Source organism: Ureibacillus sinduriensis BLB-1 = JCM 15800 (assembly GCF_000772955.1).
Classification (GTDB): Bacteria; Bacillota; Bacilli; order Bacillales_A; family Planococcaceae; genus Ureibacillus; species Ureibacillus sinduriensis.
In genome coordinates this window covers 87,260-113,381 of sequence record NZ_JPVO01000045.1, presented here as the reverse complement: position 1 = coordinate 113,381, position 26,122 = coordinate 87,260, and the positions used below count along the sequence as shown (strand labels likewise).

Below are 26,122 nucleotides of genomic sequence, written 5' to 3'. Positions count from 1 at the left end.
AAGTATATTATAATATTTATAATATAGGAGTAGTAATAAGTTAAGTTAGTAATAACAAGGATAAGGTGGAAAAGTATTATGGCACGTGGAAGGAAAGTTAACTCAAACGGTGAAAAAAGCAAACAATTACTACGTGAAAAAGCAATCGAATTATTCTCGACTAACGGCTACTATCAGACTAAAATCAGTGATATTGTAAAAGCGGCAAAGGTGACTCAGCCTACATTTTACTTATATTTTGAAAGTAAAGATTCATTGTTCCTTGATTTAAACCAACAATTCCAACAAGATCTTTTTCATATACTGGAAGAACAACTTCAACAACAGAATGTCCAGTTTCAAATAGTAATCGAACAGTTGCTGCAGTATTTTGCTTCAAATCCGTTGCTTACAAAAATCGGGTTATATCAATCCGATAATTCACATATCGTGAAAGAAAAGCTGGTAGAGAAGTTTGAACACATTTTAGAGGGTCAAGCCGACAATCATCATAACTTGCAACGAAATGATATACATATTGTTTCCCAAAGTTTAATGGGCTCTATAGAGCGCTTAACGAAAATTTTCTTGCTGACGAATAGTAAATCAGCAAAGGAAATTGCGGAAGACCTATTCTCCATCTACTTTGTTAACGAAGAGAATTCACTAGTAGTCAGCTAAATGATCATATAAAAATCCCCACTAAAGAGAAGCTCTCTTTGGTGGGGGGTTTTTAAGCGCTTTCATATAGAAGATACATAGAAAAACACAACCCCATATTCGGAATGGAGTTGTGTCTTTTTCGTGTTATTGCACAGTGACTTTCAAATAAGAGCCGTTGTTCATCAGTCTTCCGTTGAGATCCTTTATGGATGGTTCAACTATTAGAATGTACTCTTTTCCTTTTAAAAGAGGGGATGTTGGCGTGACCAAGATTTGCTTTCCGGAAACCTGCAAGGAAACGTCCAATTCCGAACCGCCCAACTCAACTAATTTGATGGAGGAAGAATCGAATGATTCACTGATTTCTTTATTGAAATTGACATGAAATGTTTTGGTTGTTGGCACATTCAACAAACTTTTAATTTCTTTGTAGTTTTTTAGATTTTCAACAATACTATCAAAATGTGCCTGGTATAACGGATTGCTTGTTGTGGCAATATTCGGTGAAACGCCGACATTTTTAACGACCGTTCCACTCGGCCCGAAAAATTCACCGACAGTTAGCTTCAAGATGCTTTCATCAGCTAGCTCATAAAATGTCTGCATCGTTCCTTTTCCGTAAGTCGATTCTCCATAAAGAATGGCAGAATGTTGGTCAAGCAATGCAGCGGCGGTCATTTCCGAAGCGCTGGCACTATATCGATTGACTAATAGACGGGTTTTCGTAGGGAACTCGACTCCCTGCTGGCTGGCACGGACCAGTCCGGACTCTGTTGCGAGCTTGATTTTATAGGCATAGGTTGCACCGGGGAACATGCCGATTAACTTTTCGGCAGTGACCACATAGCCCCCACCATTGTTTTGCAAGTCGACAATGAAGGAACTTGCTCCTTGTTTCAGGAGATTCGAATACACTTTGGCGACTTCTTCTGCCGCGTTTTCAGAAAACGAATTGATCGAGATATACCCCACATTTCCGTAAAGGAGTTCCGCATTTACATTAGGCAGGGAGAAAGGACGACGCTTAATGATTTCCTTGACAGTCTTTCCATTTGTCTTCAATATTTCAATGTCGACGATTGAATTTTCCTCGCCCACTATGAGGGACTGGGCCTGCTCAACACTCATATCGAAGGTTGATTGACCATTTATTTTTGTAATGATATCCCCTGCTTCGAAACCTGAAGAATAGGCACTACCATTTTCAATAACATCCACAATCAAGATGCCTTTCTCATGTTTTTCAATGACAATACCTATTCCAACCGTTTCCATTTCAATTGAATTCGTAAAGGCTTCGTATTCTTCTTTGGAAAAATAGTCCGAGTAAGGATCGAGCATGTCTATGACCTCATCAATTGAAGTGGCACTATTTAAATCTCCATTAATTTCCCCGACATATTCACTTTTGACAATTTCTTTTACATCATCCAGAGTAGCTGCAGATGCATGAAAAGGCAGTGCCACAGTTAATAGTATTGCTAATAGCATAGGTGCATATCGTTTCATGAACAAAACTCCTCATATCATAAGAATACTATCATTATACACATTAATTAACAGAATAGAGGAACCTTTTAAAAAAGATAGAATAATAGTAATAAAAAAGTCCTAGAAGTAGCAAAAAGTAGCTTCTAGGACTTTCGAATTTATTTTTTTGTCAGTAAGTGGATTATCCAACCAATCACCAAACCGACGATCGCTGGTACAAGCCAACCGATGCTTTGATCGTAAAGTGGCAATAGATTTAATATTTTTTCATACCAGTCAATACTGAAGCCTGCTGTTTTGATGCCATCGTACACACTAACAAGCGCAGTGGCGATTAAAGCCAGGCTGTACACGATTGGTGCACGATTGAAAAGTTGATCGAATAATACTAAGAACATTAAAACAATCGCAATCGGGTAGATGAACATCAATACTGGCAACGTAATGGAAAGCAGTTTTGATAACCCGAAGTTTGAAATGAAGAAACTAAATAACGTAAAGATAATCGCTAACGCTTTATAGGAAAGCTTTGGGAACAATTTATTGAAGAAAGTGGCATTTGCCGATACCAAACCAACCGCCGTTGTGATGCAAGCAAGAATGATTACGGTAGATAAAATGATATTCCCGAAACTTCCATACAGTACTTTGGCAGATTGGGCGATAATCGTGCCGCCATCCCCGATATAGCCAATAGCGTCAATACTTGTTGCCCCGATATATTCAAGTGAAATATAAACAAAAGCCAATCCCAATGCAGCGATTATCCCAGCAAAGATGGTTGTTTTTACTTGTTTCGCACGGTCTTTGATGCCTTTTGCTTGCAGTGATTGGACAATGACAATCCCAAACACTAGAGAAGCAAGTACATCCATTGTTAAATAACCTTGGATAAAGCTCTCAGAGAATGCATTTGTTGTGTATACACCATGCGGCTCGCCAAATTCCCCCATAGGAGTAACAAAAGCTTTAATGGCAAGCAGGGCGATGACAATCAATAGAGCAGGTGTTAAAACCTTGCCGATTCGGTCCACTAATTTTGTTGGATTCAATGATAAGTAGAGAACGATCGCAAAGAAAATTAAAGACGTTATGAGTAAACCGCTGGATTTTGCTGACTCCGACAAGAAAGGAGCAATCCCGATTTCATATGTCACGGCACCAGTACGAGGAATCGCAAATAGTGGTCCGATAGATAAATAAACGACAGCTGTAAAAATAATACTGAATACAGGATGAATGCGATTCGCTACAACTTGCAAATCACCACCATTTTTCGCTACAGCAATAATCCCTATTAACGGTAAACCCACCCCCGTAATAAGGAAGCCAATAATCGATGGAATAAAGGCTGTTCCGGCATTTTGTCCCAATTCCGGTGGGAAAATAATATTGCCTGCACCCAGAAATAACGCAAATAACATAAATCCGACTGCAAGATTTTCTTTCATGAACTTCATAAAACATTCCCTTTCTGTTTGAAAAGCAAAAACTTTCAAAAAATTTATCGCGTGATTCGACATCACAAGAACGTATTATAGCATATCCAACTTGCGATTAAAATAGCATTTTTTATATTTTCAATATAATTTATTGAAATATTAATTGTTTTCTAAAAAATGATCAAATAGGAAAAAGATAGAACTAAAGAGGCATGAATGATTAAATGAAAAATTGTTCATGTTTGTTCATTATAGCTAGCTTGGAGGAAATGGAAGTAGTCGGAAACTCCAGCACATTTCGCCGATTTGATTGCTATAGCTATGAAAGAATAATAGAACTTTTTGTAAAACCTAATAGAAAATTGTCATTAAACTAGTTATCATGGTAGTAGAGAGATAGTTTTCTAGAAAGGGTGGAATGGGAATGATCCAAAAAAATAGATTGCTCTTGATCAGCAGCGCTGCGATTGCGACAGCTGCCATGGTGGCGCCGGTTGCAGAAGCTTCAAGCTACACTGTCGGTAAAGGTGATACATTATCGAAAATTGCCAACGCCAATAAGACGACAGTAGGCCAGCTGAAGCAATGGAACAATTTGAAAAATGATTTCCTTTATGTTGGACAAATCTTGACTGTCAATGCAGGAAAACAATCAATTGATTCAAATAAAGCCGGTGCAACGGGCAAGCAACCCGTGAACGCGAAAACGCAAAGCACATCCAAAACAACCGCAGCGACGAATGCAACCTCTACATATACAGTGGTGAAAGGGGATAACTTATCGAAAATTGCCAAAGCTGTAAACACGACCGTCGCCGATATCAAAAAATGGAATGGGTTGAGCAGTGATGCAATTTTTGTAGGACAGAAGCTTAAAATAGGGGAAGGCAAGAAGATTGCTTCAACTCCGCAAGTATCAACGAAGCCAAGCGTCCAAGCCAATACTAGCAAAGATGTATCGGCAACAAACATGCAGACATATCAGGTGATGAAGGGGGATTCTCTATCGAAAATCGCCGCGAAGTTCAATGTAGGTGTGACAGATATCAAAAACTGGAATCAATTGAACACAGATTTAATATATGTCGGACAAGTACTGAAAATAAACAGTACCACAAGCCCAGGTGACCCTGAAGCGGTATTCAATCCAAAGGAAATCGTGGCAACCGACCAAAAAATTGACGGGAAATTGTCCCAGGAAACGGCTGTTAAAAATAATGTGTCAGCAGCTGGACAAGCAGTATATTCAAAGGTGATGGAACTTGCCAATTCCTTGACGGGAACGCCTTATCTATTTGCCGGAAACAGCCCGGCTGGTTTTGATTGCAGTGGTTTTGTGCAATATGTCTATTCAAATGCAGGGATAAATTTGGTTAGAAAAAGCAGCAACGACTACTTTATGATTGATACAACGATTGTCGAAAACCCGATACCTGGTGACATCGTGTTCTTCAAAAATACATATATTGAGGGCATTTCACATATGGGCATTTACATAGGAGATGATCAATTTATTCATGCCGGCAGCAACGGAGTCCAAGTTTCCAAACTCTCCTTTGACTACTGGGCATCGAAATTCGTAGCCTTCAAGCGATTTAATCAGGTGAAGTAATGGTGTGTATGTAGTTTATTAAAATGAACGCGAGAATGTGGTTTAAGCATTACTGCGTTTTTTTTGTTGGGGATGGAGCGGTTACGGCTACGCTATGATTCGGGGAAGGGTGAATAAATTTCGTGGATAACGTTTCTTCCAGCATAAAACAGAAAGAGACCCAAAAGTTGTGATACCTTTTGGGTCTTTATGTTCTTAGGCCTGTTGCGTGACTCTAGCACTCCAGCGGGATAAATCGAATTCTTCTTCTGTCACAAGCTCTTCTGGGAAGATGAATGTCCAAGGTTTAGTCGAATTCGGTTGAACGCTAAGAACCGGATCTAATTTGAATGAACCTTTTGCCACTAACAGGCCATTCGCATCCACGATTTCCAATGGAAGCTGTTCGATGTTGATGGCTTTATTGTTGCCGTTACGAATAAAGATGGAAGTCACAAGACTTTTATCGTCATGAACTTTTGCTTGTAAGCCAGTAAAGTTCACTTCGTTCTTGCCCAACTTCGGTAAATCTTTCACAATATTTTTCAACGCTTCTTGTTGGTCTTCCGGAAGCTGCTTTTTCCATGTTTCGTCCAGGTCCAGTTGGTGGCCTCTCAACGAAATAAGGTTGAAGGCGATTTTCCATCCTTCTTCGGGAACTTCCTCTGTTGCCAACGTACTTTTCTCAAAAGTAAACACCCATGGTCTCGCACTTCTGGCAGGGATTTGCCCTAGTTCGGCAAAGTTGAAACTTTTGGAAGCGATTTGTTGATCCTCTTTATCAAGAAGGAGCAGTTCGATTTCCCCCAGTTGAATCGCCTGGTTTAATGAAGAACGTACAAAAGCCTTGACGTTCCAGGCATTTGTTTTCGGATCGACTTCAATATTGATTGCTGCTAGTGATAATTGATTGATTTTTAATGGCTGCAATTCATTTGCCAAGAAATTAAAAATATACTTTTGCTCTTGCGGAACATGCCAATCCGGGTGGAACGAAAGTTTTGTTTCCACACTATTTGAGTTTCCGGCTTGGTCTGCGGATTGCCCTAATTCCTTCGAATCGATCGCACTATCTGTCCCGACTTTGTCCGTCTTTTTGAAAAATGAAAATAAACCCACTGTTATTCCTCCTCTGAATCGCTAAACTTCTTCATAAATGTAACTAATTCTACTACGATCGAACGGCGGAGCTCTTGGTAGTTTTTACCGAATAGTTCCAGTCCTTCATTTTGGTAAATACGCATTGGGTCTTCTTGTTGGTAGCGACGAAGCCCGATTCCTTCTTTAAGATGCGTCATTTGCTCCAAGTGGCGAACCCACATTGAGTCGATAAAACCAAGCATCACACGAGGGACGATTTGCATCACCGCTTCATTTTCCTCAAAGCTTTCGATTGTTTGCTGTAGCTCATCCACTGACGGTTGAATCGATTGCAGTATCCGTTTTACTTTTGTTTCTTCACGGTTGATGGAAACAGGGGTTAAGAATAGGGAGTTCACAGTCTCTTCCATTTTATCGAAATCCCATTCGATTGGATCCAGTTCTTCCGGTGCGTTATCACGAACTGCAAAATCTATCGTTTCATCCAGCATTGTTTTTAACTGGCCAATTAAATCCTCTTGTTTTAACACATTGTCGCGCAGGTTATAAACTACCCGACGTTGGTCATTAATGACATCATCCAACTTCAAGTTATATTCACGCATGGAGAAGTGCGAACCTTCAACGATACGCTGAGTACGATCAACCAACTCCAAAACTTCTTTGTTTGTCACGCGGCCAGTACCATCAGCCACGAGTTTTTTCTGGAACTTTTCAATTTCTTCTTTTGCATAGCGGCGGAACATATCATCCTCCAAGGAGATGATGAATTGGCTTTCCCCTGGATCACCTTGACGCCCGGAGCGTCCGCGCAATTGGTTGTCGACACGACGGCTTTCATGTTTTTCCGTCCCGATTACATAGAGTCCGCCTAGTTCCGGAACTCCTTCACCCAGGACGATATCGGTACCCCGACCAGCCATATTTGTTGCAACTGTAATGCGGCCTTTTTGACCGGCTTGGGAAATCAGCTCTACTTCTTGTTCCACCGTTTTCGCATTCAATAACTGGTAGGATAAGCCCATTTTATCCAGATAGCTTGCAACCTTTTCCGATTGAAGAATCGAAGTTGTCCCAATCAGGATGGGTTGTCCTTTTTCGTGTCTTGAAATCGCTTCTTGTGCGACACGTTCATACTTTTGTTCGGATAGTTCGTAAACGATATCCGGCTGGTCCAAACGGATTCGGGGACGGTTTGTTGGAATTTGAATAACGCTCATCCCATAAACTTCCCTGAATTCTTGTTCCTGTGTTTTACCGGTACCCGTCATACCAGCTAATTTTGGATACATACGGAAGTAGTTTTGAATGGTAATTTGTGCTTGTGCTTTATTTTCTTCCGTGATGGATACGCCTTCTTTGGCTTCTATTGCTTGGTGCAGGCCATCTGACAGTGAACGGCCCTCCAAAATACGCCCAGTAAACATATCGACCAATTCAATCTTGTCGTCTTTAACTATGTAATCTACATCACGTTCAAACATAACGTGAGCGCGAACTGCTTGAATGACATAGTGGTAGAGTGTTTGGTGCTCCAAATCGTATAAATTCTCTACTCCAAAAGCAGCTTCAACTTTTTCAATCCCCTTGTCCGTGAGGGAAGTGGCTTTTGTTTCATCGTCAAAATCATAATCTTCATCTTTTTTGAAGCGTTTCGCCAATCTTGCTGCGATGTGGTGCAACTCTTCATTGGAAGACATTTTCCCGGCAATGATGAGCGGCGTTTTCGCTTCGTCAATCAACACGGAGTCAACTTCGTCGATGATGGCAAAGTGATATGGACGCTGCACTTTATCGGCAATTGTATGCGCCATATTGTCACGCAAGTAATCAAACCCGAACTCGGTGCCGACACCATAAGTAATGTCTGCATTGTACGCGTCCTTTTTTTGCTGCGGTTCCATCATCGGGATGTTTAAACCGACCGTTAAACCAAGGAATCGATGAATTTGTCCAATCAACTCAAAATCGCGTTTTGCCAAATAGTCGTTGACCGTGATGACATGGACGCCTTTTCCTTCCAATGCACGTACATAAGAAGGCAGGGAAGCAACCAAAGTTTTCCCTTCACCTGTAGGCATTTCGGAAATATTCCCTTCAGTCAGAACAAGTCCACCTATTAACTGCACATCAAAATGGCGCATATTGAGGACACGTTTTGCTGCTTCACGGACCACCGCAAACGCATCTGGAACAATCTTGTTGATTTCTTCGCCATTGTGTAACCTTTCTTTAAATGAAAACGTCATGTTTTTTAACTCATCATCTGTCATCTGAGAGTATGTTGTTTCAAGTTGATTAATTTGATCTACAATTTTATAGTATCTTTTTAATTCTCGAGAACTCGTTTTTTCTTTGTTTCGATTAAAAATTGAGAACATTATTTTACGCTCCTTTAAGAATCGTCCAGTTATACATCTAGACACTTAGTTATTCTATCAAATTTTAGGATGTATGACTACTTCAGGGGGAGGGAAAACTGAACGAAATCAGAATAACGGGATAAAGTTTGGTTCAATAAGTATTTCCTTAAAGGATGGAATGTTACTGAGCGTTAATAATTTTGTCTCAATTGTTCCTTTTTTGTAAACGAGAAAAGGTATATTTTCGTAAAACAACATGCTATAATGATTTAGATTTATGGTACCTATATATTATTTTTGAGGAGGAGAGACATGCTTTATGTGTCTTTAATCGTGGCTCTGATTGCAGCCATTTTAATTACTCCATTAGTAAAACGATTAGCATTCCGTATTGGTGCAGTGGATGCGCCAAATTATCGAAAAGTACATTCGCGGATTATGCCTCGTCTTGGTGGTTTAGCAATATTTATCGCATTTATCATTGGACTAGCTATACTAAGACCGGTTCCGGTTGTTCCAACAGGAGAAAATCCATTCATGATACCACTGGCGATTGTGTTGGGAGCTACAGTAATTGTCATTACTGGTATTATAGATGACATGCGTGAAATTTCGGCTAAGGCTAAAATGCTTGGCCAGTTAGTTGCTGGATGTATTATTGTTTTTGTTGGCGGTATTCAAATCGAGGAGATTAACCTGCCATTCGGTGGTTCATTGGATTTCGGGTTCTTGAGTATTCCGTTCACAATCTTGTGGATTGTTGGAATCACGAATGCCATTAATTTAATTGATGGTTTAGATGGTCTTGCAGCAGGTGTTTCAACAATCGCTCTGATTACGTTGGCTTGCATGGCTTTAATCATGGGTAATGTCTTTGTCTTGGCAACAGCTGCTATTTTAGCTTGCAGTACATTAGGATTTTTATTCTATAACTTCCACCCGGCGAAAATTTTTATGGGTGACACCGGGGCTTTATTTTTAGGGTTTATGATTGCAGTGCTGTCACTGCTTGGATTTAAAGGATTCACAATCGTTTCATTCATTATCCCTGTCATTATGCTGGGAGTGCCGATTTCGGATACATTCTTTGCGATTGTCCGCCGATTGCGCAATGGGCAAAAATGGTCGGATCCAGATAAATCACACTTGCATCACCGTTTAATTGATATGGGCTTCTCCCATCGAAATACGGTATTAATTATTTATGGGATTGCCGCATTGTTCGGCATTGCCGCAATTATCTTCTCGATGGCTAAAATCTGGGGAGCAATTTTGTTGGTAACCGTCCTTTTAGTTGCGATCGAACTATTCGTCGAAGTCATCGGACTAGCCGGCAAAAACTATCGCCCACTCATCAACCTGGTGAGGATATTCAATAAATAAAAATAAATTAAAACAGAAGTCACTCGCTCAAACCGTTACAAAACGATCTGAGCGAGTGGCTTTTTTTATTGTGTAGGTGCTGCTGTGTGAGTGCCTGGCACACACACAATTCCGATACAATTCAGAAAAGTACGGGTGCCAGGCACTTACACAATTCCGATACAATTCAGAAAAGTGCGGGTGCCAGGCACACACACAATTCAATTCACGAACAAAAGTTCACATATAAAAACCCGTGAAGAGATTTTTTCTTCACGGGTTTGTACTTTAATTATCTCGATGTGTCATCTTCGATTGAGTCGGATGCGTTTTCTGTTGTACTGGCTCCGGAGATGCTTGATGAATCCGGGATTAGTTCTAGGTGACTTTGTAGGATGTGTTGTGTCTCTTCGAGTGATTCTTCATCCAATTGGTAATAATATGTACCAGTCGATGTGTCATCATATCCATTCAAAGTTAATGCATCGATTTGAGGAATTCCTTGCGTAAAGTAACTAAAGAAGGATTTCATTTCATCGAATGTCATATCGGTTTTCATGTTGTCCCCAATGGCTTCAAGGATATCATCATATTTTGAGATCGATGTAACCGAAGATGCTTTTTGGGCGATTGCTTTAATGATGTCTTGCTGGCGCTGGCCACGCATTATGTCGCTATCGTGTTTACGCGTTCTCGCTAAAGAAAGTGCTTCACTGCCGTTTAGTTCTTGTAAGCCAGGCTCTAAATAGATGGATTTATTATCATGTTCATCCATTTCATAGAATGCATATGGAATATTGACATCGACTTCAATTCCACCAAGTGCATCGACAACATCGATGAATGCATTGAAGTTCATCCGCACATAATAATCTACAGGGATATCAAATAATTCCTCTACTGTTTCAATGGAGGCAAGTGTTCCACCAAATGCATGGGCATGCGTAATTTTGTCTTCATTGTCGATATAAGGAATATATACGTAAGAATCACGCGGAATACTTACGAGCTTAACCGTTTTTGCTTTATTGTTCAATGTTGCAAGCACTAAAGCGTCGGAACGAGAATGATCTGCACCTTGACCTCTTTCTTCACTATCATCGACACCGATGAAAAGGATGGAAACATTATCTTGTACCGGCTCAACCTTTGCTTCTCGCTTATCCGATATGTCGCGATCGACTTCTTCGTAGGAATTATCTACTGCCTTTTCGGCTTTTTTCGTTATGTACACACCATATGTCGTGACACATAATAATAAAGAAGCCGCTAATAATAATAGTACTTTCAACACAATCGAAAATTTCTTTTTCGGCTTTTTCTCTTTCATTTTCAAATCTGATCGTTTCATCTAAACTCTCCTCTAATGTAGGAATTGCATTCATTTATAGTAGTAACAAGTTGTTTTTTCTTTTCTTTTTAGTATGTCGAAGAACGTTCTGATTATCTGTGGTAAAACTTGCGTAAGCAGAAAGGTGTCGACAACTAAACCAATACGACTTATTATACTATGATGTCGAATTACAGTAAAATAGATTTTCGTTTTTAAATAGTAAAATTTAAGCAGATTATGAGATTAGTAGTATAAAATATGTATGAAATCCACCGAATCATGCGTTTCGGTGGTTACAAAATTATAAGATTTCAACAGAATTTTAATGCGCAAACTAACCATTAAATTTTTATCTAGATCACAAATTCTACAAACTTTTTATCGACACATGTGATGACGGACTGGCCGTTAGTAAGCTCGGTCATCCAGTCTGTAAACTTTTCCACATCATCTTTTGCCACATCGACGAGCACTTCCACATTTTCCGCATATTGAATCTCATTCAAAGTGTAGCTTGAGTTGCGAACCTCATTTTCAACTTTACCCAGCCAAGTATAATCAATGGAGACCTTCATGACGTGATGCAACTTTCGCTCTACTACTTGTGCTGCATCGATTCCTTCCGTTGTGGCTTTTCCATATGCACGGATCAAACCGCCGCCGCCCAGCTTGATGCCTCCGAAATATCGAGTCACAACAACCACCGTGTCTTTTAGCCCTTGTTTTTTTAACACCTCTAGCATAGGGACGCCGGCTGTTCCGCTAGGTTCCCCATCGTCGTTGGCTTTTTGGATCTGGTCGTGCTCGCCGACCATGTAGCAAGAACAATTGTGGGTTGCACTGGAATGCTTCTTTTTTATGCTTTCGATAAATTCGATTGCTTCTTCTTCCGTTTCGGCCCGATTTACATAAGCAATGAAACGAGATTTTGACAGCACTATTTCTCTCTCCCCAAAGCCTTTTACTGTTTTATAGTCATTTCGCATTATGTTATCTCCTTTTTGTTACAAAAAATGAAAGATTCTATAGTAAGATATTTACTTAAATTTTATAACTAAAATGTTATAATATTAAATAACAATTACAGTTACTGGTTTTTCATTTCAAGACCTATTTATTATTGTTATACTATATATTAACACCAATTAGATTGGGGTAAAGGTATGTTTTCAAACGAGAAAGTTGATATTGGCTCGCTTGATGTGATCTTTAATCGGATGATTGAGACCATAACAAGCTCAAAAAATGATATATTCATAATTAGTGAGCAAAGCCGAAACAGCTTTGAAGAGTTAAAAGAAGAATTGGAATTCATTAAGCAGAAAATCAAACTGATCATAGATGAAAGTGATGATTTAGAGCAACGAACTAAACTCGCTAAATTACGTCTAGTAGAAGTGAGTAAGTATTTCAACCAATACACTGAGGAACAAGTGCGTGAAGCTTACGAAAATGCAAATGATCTTCAAATTCGCCTATCTCTTACACGTTCTGAAGAAAAACGATTGCGTGAAAAGCGGGATGATCTAGAACGTCGGTTAAAGACATTATACGATACAATTGAACGCGCAGAACACATTGTCGATCAAGTAAATGTTGTCTTGAATTATTTAACGACCGATTTAAAAAATGTCAGCCTCGCATTGGAAAATGCTAAAATTAAACAAGACTTTGGAATTAAAATTATTGCGGCACAGGAAAAAGAAAGAAAACGTCTATCCCGTGAAATTCACGATGGTCCTGCCCAAATGATGGCCAATGTCCTCATGCGCTCGGACTTGATTGAAAGAACGTACAGAGAAAAAGGGATGGAACCTGCCATTAAAGAGATTGCGGAGTTGAAAAAGACAGTTCGAAATGCCCTATCGGAAGTTCGCCGTATTATTTACGATCTGCGTCCGATGGCACTGGATGACCTAGGAATCGTTCCGACGCTGAAAAAATATTTGTCTACAATAATGGAATATAACCCAGGTGTCCACATTCACTTCCAAACATATAGCGATGAAAAGAGACTTCCTTCCGATTACGAGGTGTCGATTTTCCGTTTAGTCCAGGAAAGTGTCAATAATGCCATCAAGCATGGCAAATCTCCAGATATATGGGTTAAGATAGAATGGCTTAGCGAGCAAGTCAGCATTCTGGTCAAGGACAACGGAACTGGCTTCGATAAAAAAGCTGCAAGAGATCAATCCTTCGGCATTATCGGTATGAAGGAAAGGATCGATTTGCTAAAAGGAACAATGGAAATTCAAAGTAGTCCAGGGAATGGGACAAGTATTTTATTTAAGATTCCCATGCCTGAAAATATACTAAAAATCGAAATTTAAATAGATGCCACTGTAGGGGGAAAAAGTTTTATGACGAAAATTATTATTATTGATGACCACCAATTATTCCGCGAAGGAGTAAAACGAATTCTAGATTTTGAAGATACATTTGAAGTAGTTGCTGAAGGCGATGATGGTGCTGATGTAGTTAACTTATACCAAAACAACATGCCGGATGTTGTACTGATGGATATCAATATGCCAGGAAAAAATGGTGTGGAAGCAACTTCCGAGCTGGTGGCGGAATTTCCGGATGCAAAAGTGATTATGCTTTCGATTCATGATGACGAATCTTACGTTACTCATGCGCTGCGATCTGGTGCTCTCGGTTACATGCTTAAGGAAATGGATGCCGATGAAATCGTGGAAGCAATTAAGGTCGTTGCAAACGGTGGCTCTTATTTACATCCTAAAGTAACTAAAAACTTGGTGGCGGAATTCCGTCGTTTAAGCGAGCATGAAAACAAAGGAAACTTCCACCAAACGGAAATTCGCCGTCCATTCCACTTACTAACTAAACGTGAGTGCGAAGTTCTTCAATTATTAACAGATGGACAATCGAACCGTACAATCGGTGAAACTTTATTCATCTCTGAAAAAACCGTGAAAAACCATGTTTCAAGCATTTTGCAAAAAATGAACGTAAATGACCGTACGCAAGCGGTAGTCACTGCCATTAAAAATGGCTGGGTCGAAGTTCGATAATAAATAGTACTTTGACTGTCCGCTTGTCGACAGTCTCCCATTCCAATTGACGAATCTTTCGTTGATTGGAATTTTTTTATTTTGCCAATGGTTGTAATGACTGTCGAGGATGAAATAATTTCCAAATAGAATTTTGGAAACAAATTGAGTCCCGAAAACGTCAAAACAATCGGTAACACAAAGTAACATGACAAATGATAAATTTTTATTACTTTTTCGAGAGGATATTACTAAAATAGCCACAGTTTGACAATCATGCTACAATAGTTACGCAGGAGGTATTAAGTTTATGAAAAAATGGTTAATGCTGGCGTTGGCTCTCTTTGTGCTGACTGCTTGTAACAATACAGAAGATAGTAAAAATGAAGAAAGTAACACAGAAGTTAATAACACTGAAGACCTTGCAGCAAGTACGGAAGAAACAGAAAATGAAATTGGTTTTGAAGTATTAGGCGATGAAATTGAACAAGCTATCAATGTTCCGGAAGAGGAACAAGCAGCGATATTGGCAGCCTTTGATGAATATATTGCAGCGTTTAATGCAAAAGACATCGATCGCTATACGCAAACCCTTTCAAACAATCCTAAGGGCTTTGAATATGAAGAGGATGTTAATGCTGCAAAACAAGCGTTTGCACAATATAATATCGAGAGAACAGCAAAAGATACAACGATTGTAAAATATAGTGAAGAAGAAGCGCAGGTCTTTGCGAATCTGGATATCCAAATGACCGAAATCGAAACAAACGCGGAGTTGGCAAGCAGTGGGCGACAAGTCACCGTCTTTGTCAAAGAGGACGAGGCGTGGAAAGTAACGAGCGTTTACTATATTGGCAATAATTCAGGTCAATAAGTGATTCTTGTAAAATAGAAATGTGGAAATGTAGGATTTTGTCTTACGAAAGTTTCCAAAAAGATGAAGTGTTTCGTGTACAATTGTGTTTAACGTATACGAAGCACTTTTTTATTTTTAGTTTATGAAAGTGTTGAAATAGTTAATTTCGGGCTTTTGATTGATAGGTGATTCACAAAGCAGCATGAAATACGGTAAAATATGGACAATAGGAGAGTGGAGTATTCATGGGTATTGCAGTCGTTACAGACAGTACAGCATATTTAAGCGAAGAGGAAAGAGAACGCTACAACATTCGGATGATTCCCCTTAGTGTGAATTTGGAAGATGGAAGCTACGAGGAGGAAGTAGAAATCACGTCCTCCGAGTTTTATGATAAAGTGCGCACGTCGAAGTCATTCCCTAAAACAACACAACCAGCCGTTGGGAAATTTGTTGAGTTATTCGAAGAACTTTCAAATGAGTATGATGAAGTCATTTCCATCCATCTATCGAGCGGCATCAGCGGTACATATCAAGGTGCAGCCCAAGCCGGTCAAATGGTGGATGGCATCAAAGTATATACGTTTGATAGCGAAATTTCTTGTGCCCCTCAAGGCTACTTTGCCTTGAAGGCCGGGGAAATGGCCGAGCAAGGTGCAACGAGCGATCAAATCCTTGCTACTTTAGAAGAAATGAAACGGTTAATGCACGCTTATTTCGTTGTCGATGATTTGGCACACTTGCAACGCGGAGGACGACTTTCAGCAGCGGCTGCCCTTGTAGGCGGATTGTTGCAAGTAAAGCCGATCCTTTGCTTTGATGAAAAAGTAATCGTGCCATTCGAAAAAATTCGTACGAAGAAGAAAGCATTGCGCCGCGTCGAAGATTTATTGGCCGAGGATGCCATGAAAGGTGACAAGTTCATCGCCACAGTCATCCATGCCAACTGCGAAGAAGAGGGCCGAGAATGGATGAACCAACTGGCTGAAACTTATCCAAATGTGGAATTTAACCTAAGCTACTTCGGTCCGGTCATCGGAACGCATCTTGGCGAAGGCTCATTAGGTCTTGGTTGGGTGAAGAAAATTTAACTTGCTCATGAATCGAGCAGCAGTGAACAGTCTCTACGGAAATCGTGGGGGCTGTTTTTTGTTAGTGGAAAGTACCATTTAGGGGGTGTTGATTGAATGGAAATTATAGTTGGAGATTTTAACATGAAAAATCCAGTTTATAATTAAATACAAACCGGATTCTTCACGTTTATTTTATGGTGATCCCTTTGGACTGGAGATATTTCTGTGCTTGTATACCAGTGTTGAATACCGATGCCAATGTCACGAAAATATAAATATTCACCTGTGTATTACTTATTTGTACTGGCGAATTAAAGAGAATAAAAATTAAACTAATAAAAAGCAATGAAGTTACGCATGAAAGAATAAATCTACTCTTTATTGATTTAAACATAACAAACACCCCTTTGTTAACGTATTTTAATATAAAAGTTAACATAAATGATGTTACAAATAAAGAGTTATTAGGTAAAATAAGGAAAATTCATTAGTGATAAAAGACTTTATTCTTAGGATTCAATGTTTAATTAGAGGAAAGGTATATAACATCCATCAGTAAAGGAGCGAAAAAATGAATTTCAAGCTGTCAAAAACAAGAAAACCTCACAAACTATCTTATAAAGGTATCATCATCGAGCCACAAATCCGTGATTTTTTTGCCGGCCGAATTTGGACGCGTTATAATACACCTTTTCCCCAATCTAAGGTTGATACTTATATTCTCCGAAACTACTTTACGACAAAAAAAGGTATCACCATCAGAACGAAGGTCCTCATCTTCCAACGCACGCATTTCACTTGCAATCGATGCCAAAATAAAATCCAACAAGAATTCGTCCAATACACATGCGCGAAATGCGAAAAAGAGTGTGTCTACTGCAGACATTGCCTCAACATGGGGAGGGTGACGAGCTGCACCGATTTGATTAGTTGGATTGGAGCGAAGCCGCTGACGCACAAAAAACACCTGCTAGATTGGAACGGGACATTTACGGAAGCTCAAAAAGAGGCAGCCACCCAGCTTGTAAGTAGTATAAAACAGAAGCGTAACCATCTTAATCATGCAGTGTGCGGGGCAGGGAAGACCGAGATTTTATTTCCGGCCGTTCACTATGCATTAAACAGGGGGTTGCGGGTTTGTATCGCCACCCCAAGGACGGATGTCGTTCTCGAGCTATTTCCACGTTTTCAAAAAGTATTTCCGAAAACCAATATCCACGCCTTATACGGCAAAGCCCCTAAACAAACCGGCTTTGCGCAACTAGTCATTTCCACAACCCACCAACTTTTTCGGTTCGAAAATGCCTTCGATGTCATCATTGTCGATGAGGCCGATGCGTTTCCGTACACCTACGACCAGGCATTGCAAAAAGCGGTGCACAAAGTGAAAAAGCAAGATGCCCCCGTCGCTTTGGTTACCGCTACACCTTCGCCACAAATTCTAGCCAAACAGAAAAAAGAAAAATGGGGCTATTCTTTCATTCCCAAAAGGTATCATGGGCATCCATTGCCAATTCCTCGGTATGAGTCCTTATGGTCGTATGATAAAGCGATTCAAAAGGGGAGAATCCCAAGGAAATTGCGAGAATGGACCAATGAAAAACTTTCAAATCAAGAACCTTTCCTCATTTTCTTCCCAACCATCCAGTTAATGGAGCAAGCCATTCCGCTCTTTCAACAACTGGACGAAAGAATCCTTAGTGTTCACGCTGAAGATACAGACCGGAAAGAGAAGGTCATGAAACTTCGCAATGAACAAATACTAGGTCTCCTCACAACGACGATTCTGGAAAGAGGCATCACCATCAAAAACGTCCAGGTGGCGGTAGTCGGGGCGGAATCCAAAATCTTTACATCCAGTGCCCTGATCCAAATCAGTGGGCGGGTTGGAAGAAATGCAGCATTCCCGAAAGGGGACATTGTATTTTTCCATCATGGCATCACGGCTGAAATGGATGAAGCACGCAATGAAATATTCCGGCTCAATAAAGAAGGGTTTGGAAAAAATGAAACGCCATGAAGTATCAAAATGTCTATTGTGCAATAATCCAATCGATGAATCGGTGACTTGGATAACACTATTATCCAATCAATTTCCCCGAACGATTTGCTCGCATTGTGAAGACAAGTTTGAGCCTTATCCTGCAGAACCCATCGATAAAACCGTCATCTCACTCTACAAATATAATGAGCAAATGAAAGACTACTTACACCGCTACAAATTCATGCATGATGTCCTTTTGGCAAAAGTTTTCCGACATCAGATACACCAACACCTAGCAAAGAAGGAGGCGACCATCGTCCCGATTCCAATGCACCCCGAAAAACTGAAAGAGCGTACCTTTGCCCACGTTGATGAATTATTAAAGCAAGCGAACATCATTTACGAACACTACCTCATAAAAATTACGACCGAAACTCAAGGTGGGAAAACACGGGAACAAAGAATAAACGCCCGGCAAATATTTGCGCTAAAAGAAAACCAAAACCCGGCAGGTAAGGAATTTATTTTGGTGGATGATATCTACACAACGGGTACAACAATCAATCAAGCAAAGAAAATCCTGTTGGATGCGAAAGCGAAATCGGTTACCGCTTTTACATTGATCAGAAGGTAAATATTACTTTTTTCGAATACTTAAGAAATTGTAAAATCAGCCGATGATTCCAATAGTAAAGAATAAATTGATAAAGTGAATAATAAACGGAGGGAATCAGCATGGCAGAATTACGAAATTGTCCAAGCTGTGGGGAATTTTTTAACTTTACCGGAGTTAGAGATGTTTGCCATAAATGTGTACAAAAAGAAGATGAGAAGTACCAAATTGTGTATAGCTTTTTAAGAAAGCGAGAAAACCGTGCCGCTACAGTAGAACGAATTGTTGAAGCGACTGGTGTGGAGCAAGAGCTGCTTTATAAATGGGTTCGCAAAAACCGCTTGCACCCGGCAATGTTCCCGAATTTAGGGTATCCTTGCGATAATTGTGGCCGGATTACAAACAAAGGGAAGATTTGTGAATCGTGCCAGGATGAACTTAAATCTGAGCTGCGTACATTTGAAGCAGCAAAAGAATTCAGGGAAACGGTTGCCAACAGTGAAAGAGGAACTTATTTATCTGAAAAGAAATAGAACTAGCTTAGAACTCACTTAGGTGCTTTCATACTATAAAATTGTTATGATATTAAAAACAATTCATAGTATGAAAGCATTAAATGTGAGTTTTTTCATTTAAAAGGTTAAAAATATAAACATTTAACCGAAATTAACAATATACACAACACTGCAAGGAGGGATTACGATGAAAATTACATCTTTTGGTGTGAATTCGGTTAACCCATACAATAAGCAACAAAAAGCACAAAAAGCAACTGAAAGCAAAAGTGCCGTTACAGCCGATAAAATCGAAATTTCATCTGCTGCAAAGGAAATGTCGGCTTCATCAACATACAATGCCGAACGCGCACAAAAAATCCAGAAGCTCAAAGAAGAAATTCAATCAGGCACTTACCAAGTAGATGCTAAAAAAGTGGCCGAGGATATGCTGAATTACTATCGTAAGTAACGCTAATAAAAGAACTTTTTAAAAGGAGCTCAAAACAATGTCTGTCCAACCAATCATCACCATTTTGGGGAAGCTTGAAAAAATGCATAGTAGTCTGCTTCAACTTGCGAATGAAAAAACCGAGCTTGTCAAAAAGGGCGACATGGATGGGCTCGACTCCATCATTAAAAACGAGCAATCTCATGTAGCAGCAATCGAAGTACTTGAGAAACAGCGTCAGCAAATGGTAACGGATTACCTTCGAGCAAAAGGAATTGCTCTTTCTGGCACACCAACTGTAGCTCAAGTAATCGAAGCAGCTGAAACAGAAGAAGAACGCAATCAATTAGAGGATATTAGAAATCAGCTATCGACTGTAATCGACGATTTACGGAAACAGAATGATTTGAACCAAAAGCTTGTATTTCAATCATTGCAATTTGTCAATATGTCGCTGGATATGCTGCGCCCTCGTCCGGAAGAAATCAATTATTCGGGCAAATCAACCCGTGGCGAAACGGCAGCTCCAAAAAAATCAATGTTCGATTCGCAAGCTTAATCAAACGAAATGTAATATTTCATTATATCACTGAAGGAGGAGACTCTATGCGCTCCACATTTATGGGACTTGAAACAAGCAAGCGCGGTCTATATACACAACAAAGCGCTCTATACACAACAGGTCATAATATTTCAAATGCCAACACGGTAGGCTACTCGCGCCAACGTGTGAATATGACGCCAACCCTGGGCTACCCTGGCATTGGCTTAAATGCCCCAATGACGGCAGGGTTCATCGGTACGGGTGTAGAAGCCGAATCTGTACAACGTATCCGCGACCAATTTATCGATCGTCAGTATAGACAAGAAACAAATAAATTAGGCTATTATGAATCTCGTTCAAGTGCGATTTCGCAAATGGAAGATGTTATGTCGGAGCCATCTGAATATGGGCTGAACGAAGCATTCAATCAATTCTGGAGCTCATTGCAAGATGTGAGTACAAACCCGGAAGACGCAGCTTCGCGCAAGGTTGCCGTTCAACGTGCGGAGCATTTAGCAGATACATTCAACTACCTTGATACACAATTGAAGCAAATTCAAGGCAATCTCGGAAACGAAATCGATGTGTCAACTACCCAAATCAATTCCATCTTGAAACAAATTGCGGAAATCAACAAACAAGTTCAATCGGTAGAGCCAAATGGCTATATGCCAAATGATTTATATGATGCACGTGATAACTTAGTAGATCAGTTAAATCAATACATACCCGTCTCAGTAACTAGTGTTAAATCGGGAGGTAACGCATTAGAAATTGCAGAGGGCAGCTATACGATTACTTTTAATGGTGTGGAATTGGTAAAAGGAAATGAGTATGCCGAAATCACGGCACTTGATACAGGAACACCGAGCAAAAAAGTGGATGGAAATGTTGATGATCCTACTACTGGCGCTTTCAATTCATTATCAAAGATTTCTGTTTCTATTCTAGGCAATCCGCCAGTCAGTGGAACAGAACAAGGCTCCTTTGAACAAAAAGACTTCGAAGTATCAAAAGGTAAACTGTTGTCATTGATCAATTCTTACGGATATCAAAATACAGGGGGATCTGTTGAAGGCTATTATCCAGATATGTTGGCTAATCTTGATCATTTAGCAAATGTGTTTGCTACTGTTTTCAATCAAGTGCATGAAGCCGGATATACCATTGATCAAACAACCAAAACCGGCGTGACTTTCTTTGATGGCGGTACTCCAATCACTGCTGCAAATATTAAAGTAACTGATGCTATCAAAAATAATTCGTCACTAATTGCAGCATCAAGCAAGGAAGATGAAGAAGGTAACGGTAAATGGGCGGCAGAACTTGCCAAATTACAATCAGTTGCTCTATCAAACGGTGGCTTTAATATAAAAATTGACGGAAATACAATTGCCTTCCCAGGTGCTCCATCTTTGGACGGGGCAACATATCAATCATTTTATGAAGGACTGGTCGGAAAGCTGGGAGTAGACGGACAAGAGGCGAAGCGTTTGCAGTACAATGCCGAAACAATCCGTTTAACTGTCCAAAACAATAAAGCATCCATTAGCTCGGTATCTCTGGATGAAGAAATGACCAATATGATCACTTTCCAACAAGCATACAATGCGAATGCACGTATGATTACGGTAATAGATGAAACATTGGATAAAATTATCAATGGCCTCGGCCGTGTAGGATTATAGGATTGATTTCTCCGTTAGAAACAATCCAATCCATGAGGAGGTAGTAAGTATATGCGCGTAACACAATCCATGTTATCGAATAACATGCTGCGAAACTTAAGCTCCAGCTATTCCAAAATGGCGGACTTACAAAATCAAATCAATACAGGCAAAAAAGTTAACCGTCCCTCGGATGACCCTGTTACGGCGATTAAGGGGATGAGTTATCGAACTGATCTGAATAAAGTGGAACAATATGAGCGGAATATGAACCAAGTCAATTCTTGGCTAGATTCTTCCGATGACGCACTTGGCCAAGTTGGAGATGCCTTGACACGAGTGAAGGAACTAGTTGTTCAAGCTGCAAGTGACACGAATACTGCGGACGATCGCCAGAAGATCAAGCTGGAAATCGAACAAATACGAGGTCAGATTCAAGATGTAGCCAATACAAAAATAGCCGATAAGTTTATATTTAGTGGAACTAAAACACAATCACCGTTATTCGTGGATGGCGAATTAAATAATAATTTATATACTCCACCTACCTTCATTCCAGCAACATCAGGGGAAGTGAAAATGGAAGTGTTCGATGGTATTCAACTACAGGTGAATACTTCTGATGCTGCCAATATTTTTAAAAGTGTGGATGAACTAATGGGTAATATTTCGGATGCATTGGATAATTCCAATGGAGAAGAAATTGGGAATCTGCTGGGTGGACTTGCTGATGGGACAAATGATACTCTATCAGAAATTCAAAATACAGTGCTGGAAGCCCGGGCGGATGTCGGGGCTCGTCAAAACCGTGTGGAAATGATGTCCAATCGACTTTCTTCGCAAGAAATCAACGTAACGAAGCAAATGTCGGAAAATGAAGATGTCGATTATGCTGAAGCGATTACGGAAATGGTTACACACGAATCCATCCATCAAGCTTCGCTATCGGTTGGTGCGAAAATCATCCAAAGAACTTTAGTGGATTTCTTATAATTTTTAACATGGCGTTTGGACATACTTGTTCAAACGCTTTTATTAAAAGAAGGTGAAAAATATGAACTTCCCAAAGCTCCAAATCACAAAAACAGATACTCAACTGAATATGCAGATTCATGACCCAATTCAAAAAATAAGTCAGCCAAAAGCAAAACAAACTATCGAGCAACCAGCAGGAAAGCTGGATATTAATGTGGCTGAAGGCAAGCTTTCGATTGATCAATCCCAAGCATGGCGGGATTTAGGTTTATTAACACCGAAAGAGTCCGTTCAAAAATATGTTGCTGATGGACGTCAGGCGGTTTTAAAAGGAATATCAAAAACCGTACAAGAGGGTCGGCAATTGATGTTGAATAGCGGCAATGGGCAGCGCGGCTCGATTGTTGCAAGTATGGCAAAACAAAACCATGGTCCGCACCGGGTACCGATGAACATTAAGTTCATCCCTTCAGTAGGCTCAGTCAAAATTGATTATACGCCTGCCAAAGTGGACGTAAACTATACACCAAGAAAGCCTGAAATAGATGTGCAAGTAAACCGTCCAATTCATGATTACCAACAAGGAAAAGTTACACATGAAGTTGTGCAGCGCCCTTCCATCGAGATTGATTTTATTGAATAAAGGAGTTCTATAGATGAATATTGAAACGAAATTTTTAGGACAAGTCGAGATAAAAGAAGATGAAATGCTTACCTTTGAATATGGACTTCCAGGGTTTCCGGAATTAAAAAAGTTTGTCTTGCTTTCGTTGGATGCGGATCTTCCACTAGCGGTCCTCCAATCAATCGACGAAGCACAAGTCGGTTTTGTCGTAGCTTACCCATTTCTATTTAAAAAGGATTATGTTTTCGATATTAGTGATGAAGACAAAGAAGATTTGAAAATAGAGAGTGAAGAAGATGTTATCGCGTACTCAATCGTGACTTTGAAAGAAACTTTCCCTGAGTCAACGTTAAACTTGCTGGCACCTGTCCTAATTAATAAAAACAAAAAACTAGGAAAACAGGTTGTTCTCCAAGATAACGCTGCCTACCCGCTCAGATTTCCAATCGGCTCCTTGGAAGGAAGTGCGAAATAATGCTTGTCCTTTCAAGAAAAAAGAACGAATCCATCATGATTGGCGATCATATCGAAGTGAAAATCTTATCAGTCGAGGGCGATCAAGTAAAATTAGGGATTGTCGCCCCGAAAACTGTAAAAGTACACCGTTCGGAAGTTTTTGAAGCAATTCAAGAGCAAAACAAAGAAGCGTTAAACATGAATACCAATTTGTTAAATCAGTTGAAAAAGAAATAAAATCATCCGCTTGGCTTTAGGCTGAGTGGATTTTCTAGTTTTATAGCAAGATATTTAGGATACCAGGAAATCAGACCTAAAAAAATAATGGAAAAATACGATACTATTTTAGAGGAATAGAGTTTCCTCATTAAATTACATGGATGTAATCAGCAAAATCAATCCCACGGAAGGAGACTTACTATGAGAATTTAACATAATATTTCCGCCTTAAATACACACCGGAATTTATCCTCCAACAATTCAAAGGCATCGAAAGCGCTCGAGAAATTATCATCCGGTTATAAAATTAATCGTGCTGGAGATGATGCAGCGGGCTTAGCGATTTCCGAAAAGATGCGGGGGCAAATTCGAGGTCTGGACATGGCAAGCAAAAATGCTCAAGATGGGATTTCACTTATTCAAACAGCTGAAGGCGCCATGAATGAGGTGCATTCACTTCTGCAGCGAGGTCGGGAATTAGCGGTACAAGCTGCAAATGATACGAATGTTGAGGAAGAACGCAACGCGATTCAACTAGAAATAGAGGCAATCAATGCAGAAATAGATCGGATCGGTTCAGATACTGAATTTAATACGAGAAAAATATTGCAAGGTGTCGGAGTTGTAGCTGAAGGTTTTGATCGCGACGAGTTTCTTGAAAAGTTGAAGACCGGCTGGCTGGAAGCAGCAGAGAAGGCAGTAATGGATGGACTTCCATCTGTATTTGACTCTAGTGGGGTTCAAGAAGTAAAGGTTGTTTTCATGAGCGATGGACAAGGTGTAGGCTATATGGCAAAAGTGAGTGGTACATCCGATACATCCAGCCCGTTGACATTGACGATCGATGATAATGATTTCGCGACATCTTCCGAATCCTACCAAAAACAAACAATGGTTCATGAAATGGTCCATGCTGCCATGTTTAACAACGGTACTGTAATAAAATCTCCAGGCTGGTTTGCAGAAGGGATAGCGGAATTTGTACCAGGTTCAATGGACCGACTTAATTCGAGTATTGCTCAATTTGGTGTGAATAATGTTGTCAATGCGAGTATGGCAGGTGGTAATGACCTTTCTCAAGCTTACTATGCTTCAAGTTATGCAGCGACAATGTATCTAAATAGTAAATTGGAAGATAACGGTAGTACAATGCAAGCCTTTCTCGATGATTTAGAAACGAATTCATTTGACCAAGCACTCACAGATAATCTTGGAATAAATCGAACAGCTTTTGAAACAGATTTCAAAACGAATGGTGCCAACTTTTTATCAAACTTATCAGGTGTTACAACTAGTTTATTGAATGACTTTGAGAGTTATTTCCCTGGCAGTGAAGAGATCAGTACTTCTACAAATTTAAAGTTCGATTACAAATTTGACCAAAGCAGCGCAGGTTCCTTGAAAATCCATATTGGAGCGAATGAAGAACAAAATATGGAGATAGATTTGCCCTATATCTCTTCAGGAGCTTTAGGAGTAGGTTCGGTAAATGTCTCTGAAGGCGGAAGTGGAAATATTAGTACCTACGATCGAGCGATAGATACGGTCTCTAAACAACGCGCAAATCTAGGTGCTTATCAAAACCGTTTGGAACATACTATTAATAGCCTTGGTGCGACATCCGAAAATTTGAAAGCCTCGGAATCTCGTATCCGTGATACAGATATGGCATCCGAGATGATGAATTTCACAAAACAAAACATCCTCATGCAAGCGGCACAGTCCATGTTGGCGCAAGCAAACCAACAGCCACAAGGTGTTGTGCAGTTATTAGGTTAATTAAGAAATTTTTTATTTTTTTTAAAAAAGCTATTAAACTAATTTTG

The 26,122-nt window shown here is 39.9% G+C and carries 24 protein-coding genes and 1 pseudogene; 19 read left to right on the top strand and 6 right to left on the bottom strand.

Annotation, left to right across the window (positions count from 1 at the left end; translation table 11 throughout):
- Positions 1 to 78: 78 nt before the first annotated feature.
- On the top strand, positions 79 to 660 hold the full coding sequence (locus CD33_RS06270; RefSeq protein ID WP_036199144.1) for a TetR/AcrR family transcriptional regulator: 582 nt from the start codon (positions 79 to 81) through the stop codon (positions 658 to 660).
- Positions 661 to 786: 126 nt separating this feature from the next.
- Here CD33_RS06270 and CD33_RS06265 read toward each other — a convergent pair whose 3' ends face one another.
- Together CD33_RS06265 and brnQ are read right to left on the bottom strand one after the other, a co-directional pair.
- The gene (locus CD33_RS06265) at positions 787 to 2,151 is read right to left on the bottom strand and encodes a S41 family peptidase (protein WP_036199142.1); all 1,365 of its coding nucleotides are present in this window, start codon (positions 2,149 to 2,151) and stop codon (positions 787 to 789) included.
- 140 nt (positions 2,152 to 2,291) lie between these two features.
- Positions 2,292 to 3,593: a branched-chain amino acid transport system II carrier protein gene (brnQ, locus tag CD33_RS06260; protein WP_036199140.1), complete on the bottom strand. Its 1,302-nt coding sequence runs from the start codon at positions 3,591 to 3,593 to the stop codon at positions 2,292 to 2,294.
- Positions 3,594 to 3,999: 406 nt separating this feature from the next.
- Between brnQ and CD33_RS06255 the strand changes: the two genes are divergently transcribed.
- Positions 4,000 to 5,187 carry a C40 family peptidase gene (locus CD33_RS06255; protein ID WP_052130046.1) on the top strand — a complete coding sequence of 396 codons (1,188 nt, stop codon included), beginning with the start codon at positions 4,000 to 4,002 and terminating at the stop codon, positions 5,185 to 5,187.
- A gap of 195 nt (positions 5,188 to 5,382) precedes the next feature.
- On the opposite strand, the gene CD33_RS06250 is transcribed toward CD33_RS06255, so the two are convergent.
- Both CD33_RS06250 and secA2 read right to left on the bottom strand, forming a co-directional pair.
- A complete protein-coding gene (locus CD33_RS06250) occupies positions 5,383 to 6,285 on the bottom strand; it encodes an accessory Sec system S-layer assembly protein (protein ID WP_036199137.1) in 903 nt (300 codons plus the stop codon).
- Positions 6,286 to 6,287: 2 nt separating this feature from the next.
- A complete protein-coding gene (secA2, locus tag CD33_RS06245; protein WP_036199136.1) occupies positions 6,288 to 8,648 on the bottom strand; it encodes an accessory Sec system translocase SecA2 in 2,361 nt (786 codons plus the stop codon).
- Between the two features lie 294 nt (positions 8,649 to 8,942).
- Between secA2 and CD33_RS06240 the strand changes: the two genes are divergently transcribed.
- Positions 8,943 to 10,013 carry a glycosyltransferase family 4 protein gene (locus CD33_RS06240; protein WP_036199135.1) on the top strand — a complete coding sequence of 357 codons (1,071 nt, stop codon included), beginning with the start codon at positions 8,943 to 8,945 and terminating at the stop codon, positions 10,011 to 10,013.
- A gap of 271 nt (positions 10,014 to 10,284) precedes the next feature.
- Here the strand turns inward: CD33_RS06240 and CD33_RS06235 are convergent, their stop codons facing one another.
- The gene (locus CD33_RS06235; protein WP_036199134.1) at positions 10,285 to 11,343 is read right to left on the bottom strand and encodes an LCP family protein; all 1,059 of its coding nucleotides are present in this window, start codon (positions 11,341 to 11,343) and stop codon (positions 10,285 to 10,287) included.
- Between the two features lie 335 nt (positions 11,344 to 11,678).
- The gene (locus tag CD33_RS06230) at positions 11,679 to 12,311 is read right to left on the bottom strand and encodes a YigZ family protein (RefSeq protein WP_036199131.1); all 633 of its coding nucleotides are present in this window, start codon (positions 12,309 to 12,311) and stop codon (positions 11,679 to 11,681) included.
- Positions 12,312 to 12,488: 177 nt separating this feature from the next.
- Between CD33_RS06230 and CD33_RS06225 the strand changes: the two genes are divergently transcribed.
- The 16 genes and pseudogenes from CD33_RS06225 (at position 12,489) to CD33_RS20680 (ending at position 26,075) form a co-directional block, all read left to right on the top strand.
- Positions 12,489 to 13,655: a sensor histidine kinase gene (locus tag CD33_RS06225; protein WP_036199129.1), complete on the top strand. Its 1,167-nt coding sequence runs from the start codon at positions 12,489 to 12,491 to the stop codon at positions 13,653 to 13,655.
- A 30-nt stretch (positions 13,656 to 13,685) separates the two neighbouring features.
- Positions 13,686 to 14,360: a response regulator transcription factor gene (locus CD33_RS06220; protein WP_036199127.1), complete on the top strand. Its 675-nt coding sequence runs from the start codon at positions 13,686 to 13,688 to the stop codon at positions 14,358 to 14,360.
- A 289-nt stretch (positions 14,361 to 14,649) separates the two neighbouring features.
- Positions 14,650 to 15,213, top strand: coding sequence for a nuclear transport factor 2 family protein (locus CD33_RS06215; RefSeq protein WP_036199126.1), 564 nt, complete (start codon positions 14,650 to 14,652; stop codon positions 15,211 to 15,213).
- Between the two features lie 227 nt (positions 15,214 to 15,440).
- Positions 15,441 to 16,286 carry a DegV family protein gene (fakB, locus tag CD33_RS06210; RefSeq protein ID WP_036199124.1) on the top strand — a complete coding sequence of 282 codons (846 nt, stop codon included), beginning with the start codon at positions 15,441 to 15,443 and terminating at the stop codon, positions 16,284 to 16,286.
- A 553-nt stretch (positions 16,287 to 16,839) separates the two neighbouring features.
- A pseudogene (locus CD33_RS20980) lies at positions 16,840 to 17,136 on the top strand (DNA/RNA helicase); the annotation flags it as partial.
- Between the two features lie 54 nt (positions 17,137 to 17,190).
- Positions 17,191 to 18,288 (top strand): ATP-dependent helicase ComFA, encoded by a 1,098-nt coding sequence (locus CD33_RS06200; protein WP_309299190.1) that lies wholly within the window; start codon positions 17,191 to 17,193, stop codon positions 18,286 to 18,288.
- Positions 18,275 to 18,886 carry a ComF family protein gene (locus CD33_RS06195; protein ID WP_036199121.1) on the top strand — a complete coding sequence of 204 codons (612 nt, stop codon included), beginning with the start codon at positions 18,275 to 18,277 and terminating at the stop codon, positions 18,884 to 18,886. The genes CD33_RS06200 and CD33_RS06195 overlap by 14 nt, the downstream gene beginning before the upstream one ends.
- Positions 18,887 to 18,987: 101 nt before the next feature.
- On the top strand, positions 18,988 to 19,398 hold the full coding sequence (locus tag CD33_RS06190) for a TIGR03826 family flagellar region protein (protein ID WP_036199119.1): 411 nt from the start codon (positions 18,988 to 18,990) through the stop codon (positions 19,396 to 19,398).
- A gap of 169 nt (positions 19,399 to 19,567) precedes the next feature.
- Positions 19,568 to 19,831, top strand: coding sequence for a flagellar biosynthesis anti-sigma factor FlgM (gene flgM / locus CD33_RS06185; protein WP_036199118.1), 264 nt, complete (start codon positions 19,568 to 19,570; stop codon positions 19,829 to 19,831).
- A 37-nt stretch (positions 19,832 to 19,868) separates the two neighbouring features.
- Complete coding sequence (locus CD33_RS06180; RefSeq protein ID WP_036199115.1) at positions 19,869 to 20,369, top strand: flagellar protein FlgN; 501 nt, start codon at positions 19,869 to 19,871, stop codon at positions 20,367 to 20,369.
- Between the two features lie 47 nt (positions 20,370 to 20,416).
- Complete coding sequence (flgK, locus tag CD33_RS06175) at positions 20,417 to 22,042, top strand: flagellar hook-associated protein FlgK (RefSeq protein WP_036199112.1); 1,626 nt, start codon at positions 20,417 to 20,419, stop codon at positions 22,040 to 22,042.
- Between the two features lie 51 nt (positions 22,043 to 22,093).
- Positions 22,094 to 23,014, top strand: a complete 921-nt coding sequence (gene flgL, locus CD33_RS06170) for a flagellar hook-associated protein FlgL (RefSeq protein WP_036199109.1) — start codon at positions 22,094 to 22,096, stop codon at positions 23,012 to 23,014.
- A 61-nt stretch (positions 23,015 to 23,075) separates the two neighbouring features.
- Positions 23,076 to 23,639 carry a DUF6470 family protein gene (locus CD33_RS06165; RefSeq protein ID WP_036199106.1) on the top strand — a complete coding sequence of 188 codons (564 nt, stop codon included), beginning with the start codon at positions 23,076 to 23,078 and terminating at the stop codon, positions 23,637 to 23,639.
- A gap of 13 nt (positions 23,640 to 23,652) precedes the next feature.
- Positions 23,653 to 24,096: a flagellar assembly protein FliW gene (gene fliW, locus CD33_RS06160; RefSeq protein ID WP_036199103.1), complete on the top strand. Its 444-nt coding sequence runs from the start codon at positions 23,653 to 23,655 to the stop codon at positions 24,094 to 24,096.
- Positions 24,096 to 24,314 (top strand): carbon storage regulator CsrA, encoded by a 219-nt coding sequence (gene csrA / locus CD33_RS06155; RefSeq protein ID WP_036199100.1) that lies wholly within the window; start codon positions 24,096 to 24,098, stop codon positions 24,312 to 24,314. The genes fliW and csrA overlap by 1 nt, the downstream gene beginning before the upstream one ends.
- A 201-nt stretch (positions 24,315 to 24,515) precedes the next feature.
- Positions 24,516 to 26,075 (top strand): flagellinolysin, encoded by a 1,560-nt coding sequence (locus tag CD33_RS20680; RefSeq protein ID WP_156967300.1) that lies wholly within the window; start codon positions 24,516 to 24,518, stop codon positions 26,073 to 26,075.
- The last annotated feature ends 47 nt before the right edge of the window (positions 26,076 to 26,122 follow it).

What these genes read in the sequence shown, in the direction of transcription:
- flgL (WP_036199109.1), top strand. Translation starts at nt 22,094, where the DNA reads ATGCGCGTAACACAATCCATGTTATCGAATAACATGCTGCGAAACTTA.
- CD33_RS06220 (WP_036199127.1), top strand. Translation starts at nt 13,686, where the DNA reads ATGACGAAAATTATTATTATTGATGACCACCAATTATTCCGCGAAGGA.
- brnQ (WP_036199140.1), bottom strand. Translation starts at nt 3,593, where the DNA reads ATGAAGTTCATGAAAGAAAATCTTGCAGTCGGATTTATGTTATTTGCG.
- CD33_RS06190 (WP_036199119.1), top strand. Translation starts at nt 18,988, where the DNA reads ATGGCAGAATTACGAAATTGTCCAAGCTGTGGGGAATTTTTTAACTTT.
- CD33_RS06270 (WP_036199144.1), top strand. Translation starts at nt 79, where the DNA reads ATGGCACGTGGAAGGAAAGTTAACTCAAACGGTGAAAAAAGCAAACAA.
- CD33_RS06230 (WP_036199131.1), bottom strand. Translation starts at nt 12,311, where the DNA reads ATGCGAAATGACTATAAAACAGTAAAAGGCTTTGGGGAGAGAGAAATA.
- CD33_RS06165 (WP_036199106.1), top strand. Translation starts at nt 23,076, where the DNA reads ATGAACTTCCCAAAGCTCCAAATCACAAAAACAGATACTCAACTGAAT.
- CD33_RS06180 (WP_036199115.1), top strand. Translation starts at nt 19,869, where the DNA reads ATGTCTGTCCAACCAATCATCACCATTTTGGGGAAGCTTGAAAAAATG.
- fakB (WP_036199124.1), top strand. Translation starts at nt 15,441, where the DNA reads ATGGGTATTGCAGTCGTTACAGACAGTACAGCATATTTAAGCGAAGAG.
- csrA (WP_036199100.1), top strand. Translation starts at nt 24,096, where the DNA reads ATGCTTGTCCTTTCAAGAAAAAAGAACGAATCCATCATGATTGGCGAT.
- flgM (WP_036199118.1), top strand. Translation starts at nt 19,568, where the DNA reads ATGAAAATTACATCTTTTGGTGTGAATTCGGTTAACCCATACAATAAG.
- fliW (WP_036199103.1), top strand. Translation starts at nt 23,653, where the DNA reads ATGAATATTGAAACGAAATTTTTAGGACAAGTCGAGATAAAAGAAGAT.
- CD33_RS06195 (WP_036199121.1), top strand. Translation starts at nt 18,275, where the DNA reads ATGAAACGCCATGAAGTATCAAAATGTCTATTGTGCAATAATCCAATC.
- CD33_RS06255 (WP_052130046.1), top strand. Translation starts at nt 4,000, where the DNA reads ATGATCCAAAAAAATAGATTGCTCTTGATCAGCAGCGCTGCGATTGCG.
- CD33_RS06240 (WP_036199135.1), top strand. Translation starts at nt 8,943, where the DNA reads ATGCTTTATGTGTCTTTAATCGTGGCTCTGATTGCAGCCATTTTAATT.
- CD33_RS06235 (WP_036199134.1), bottom strand. Translation starts at nt 11,343, where the DNA reads ATGAAACGATCAGATTTGAAAATGAAAGAGAAAAAGCCGAAAAAGAAA.
- CD33_RS06225 (WP_036199129.1), top strand. Translation starts at nt 12,489, where the DNA reads ATGTTTTCAAACGAGAAAGTTGATATTGGCTCGCTTGATGTGATCTTT.
- CD33_RS06265 (WP_036199142.1), bottom strand. Translation starts at nt 2,151, where the DNA reads ATGAAACGATATGCACCTATGCTATTAGCAATACTATTAACTGTGGCA.
- CD33_RS06215 (WP_036199126.1), top strand. Translation starts at nt 14,650, where the DNA reads ATGAAAAAATGGTTAATGCTGGCGTTGGCTCTCTTTGTGCTGACTGCT.
- flgK (WP_036199112.1), top strand. Translation starts at nt 20,417, where the DNA reads ATGCGCTCCACATTTATGGGACTTGAAACAAGCAAGCGCGGTCTATAT.
- secA2 (WP_036199136.1), bottom strand. Translation starts at nt 8,648, where the DNA reads ATGTTCTCAATTTTTAATCGAAACAAAGAAAAAACGAGTTCTCGAGAA.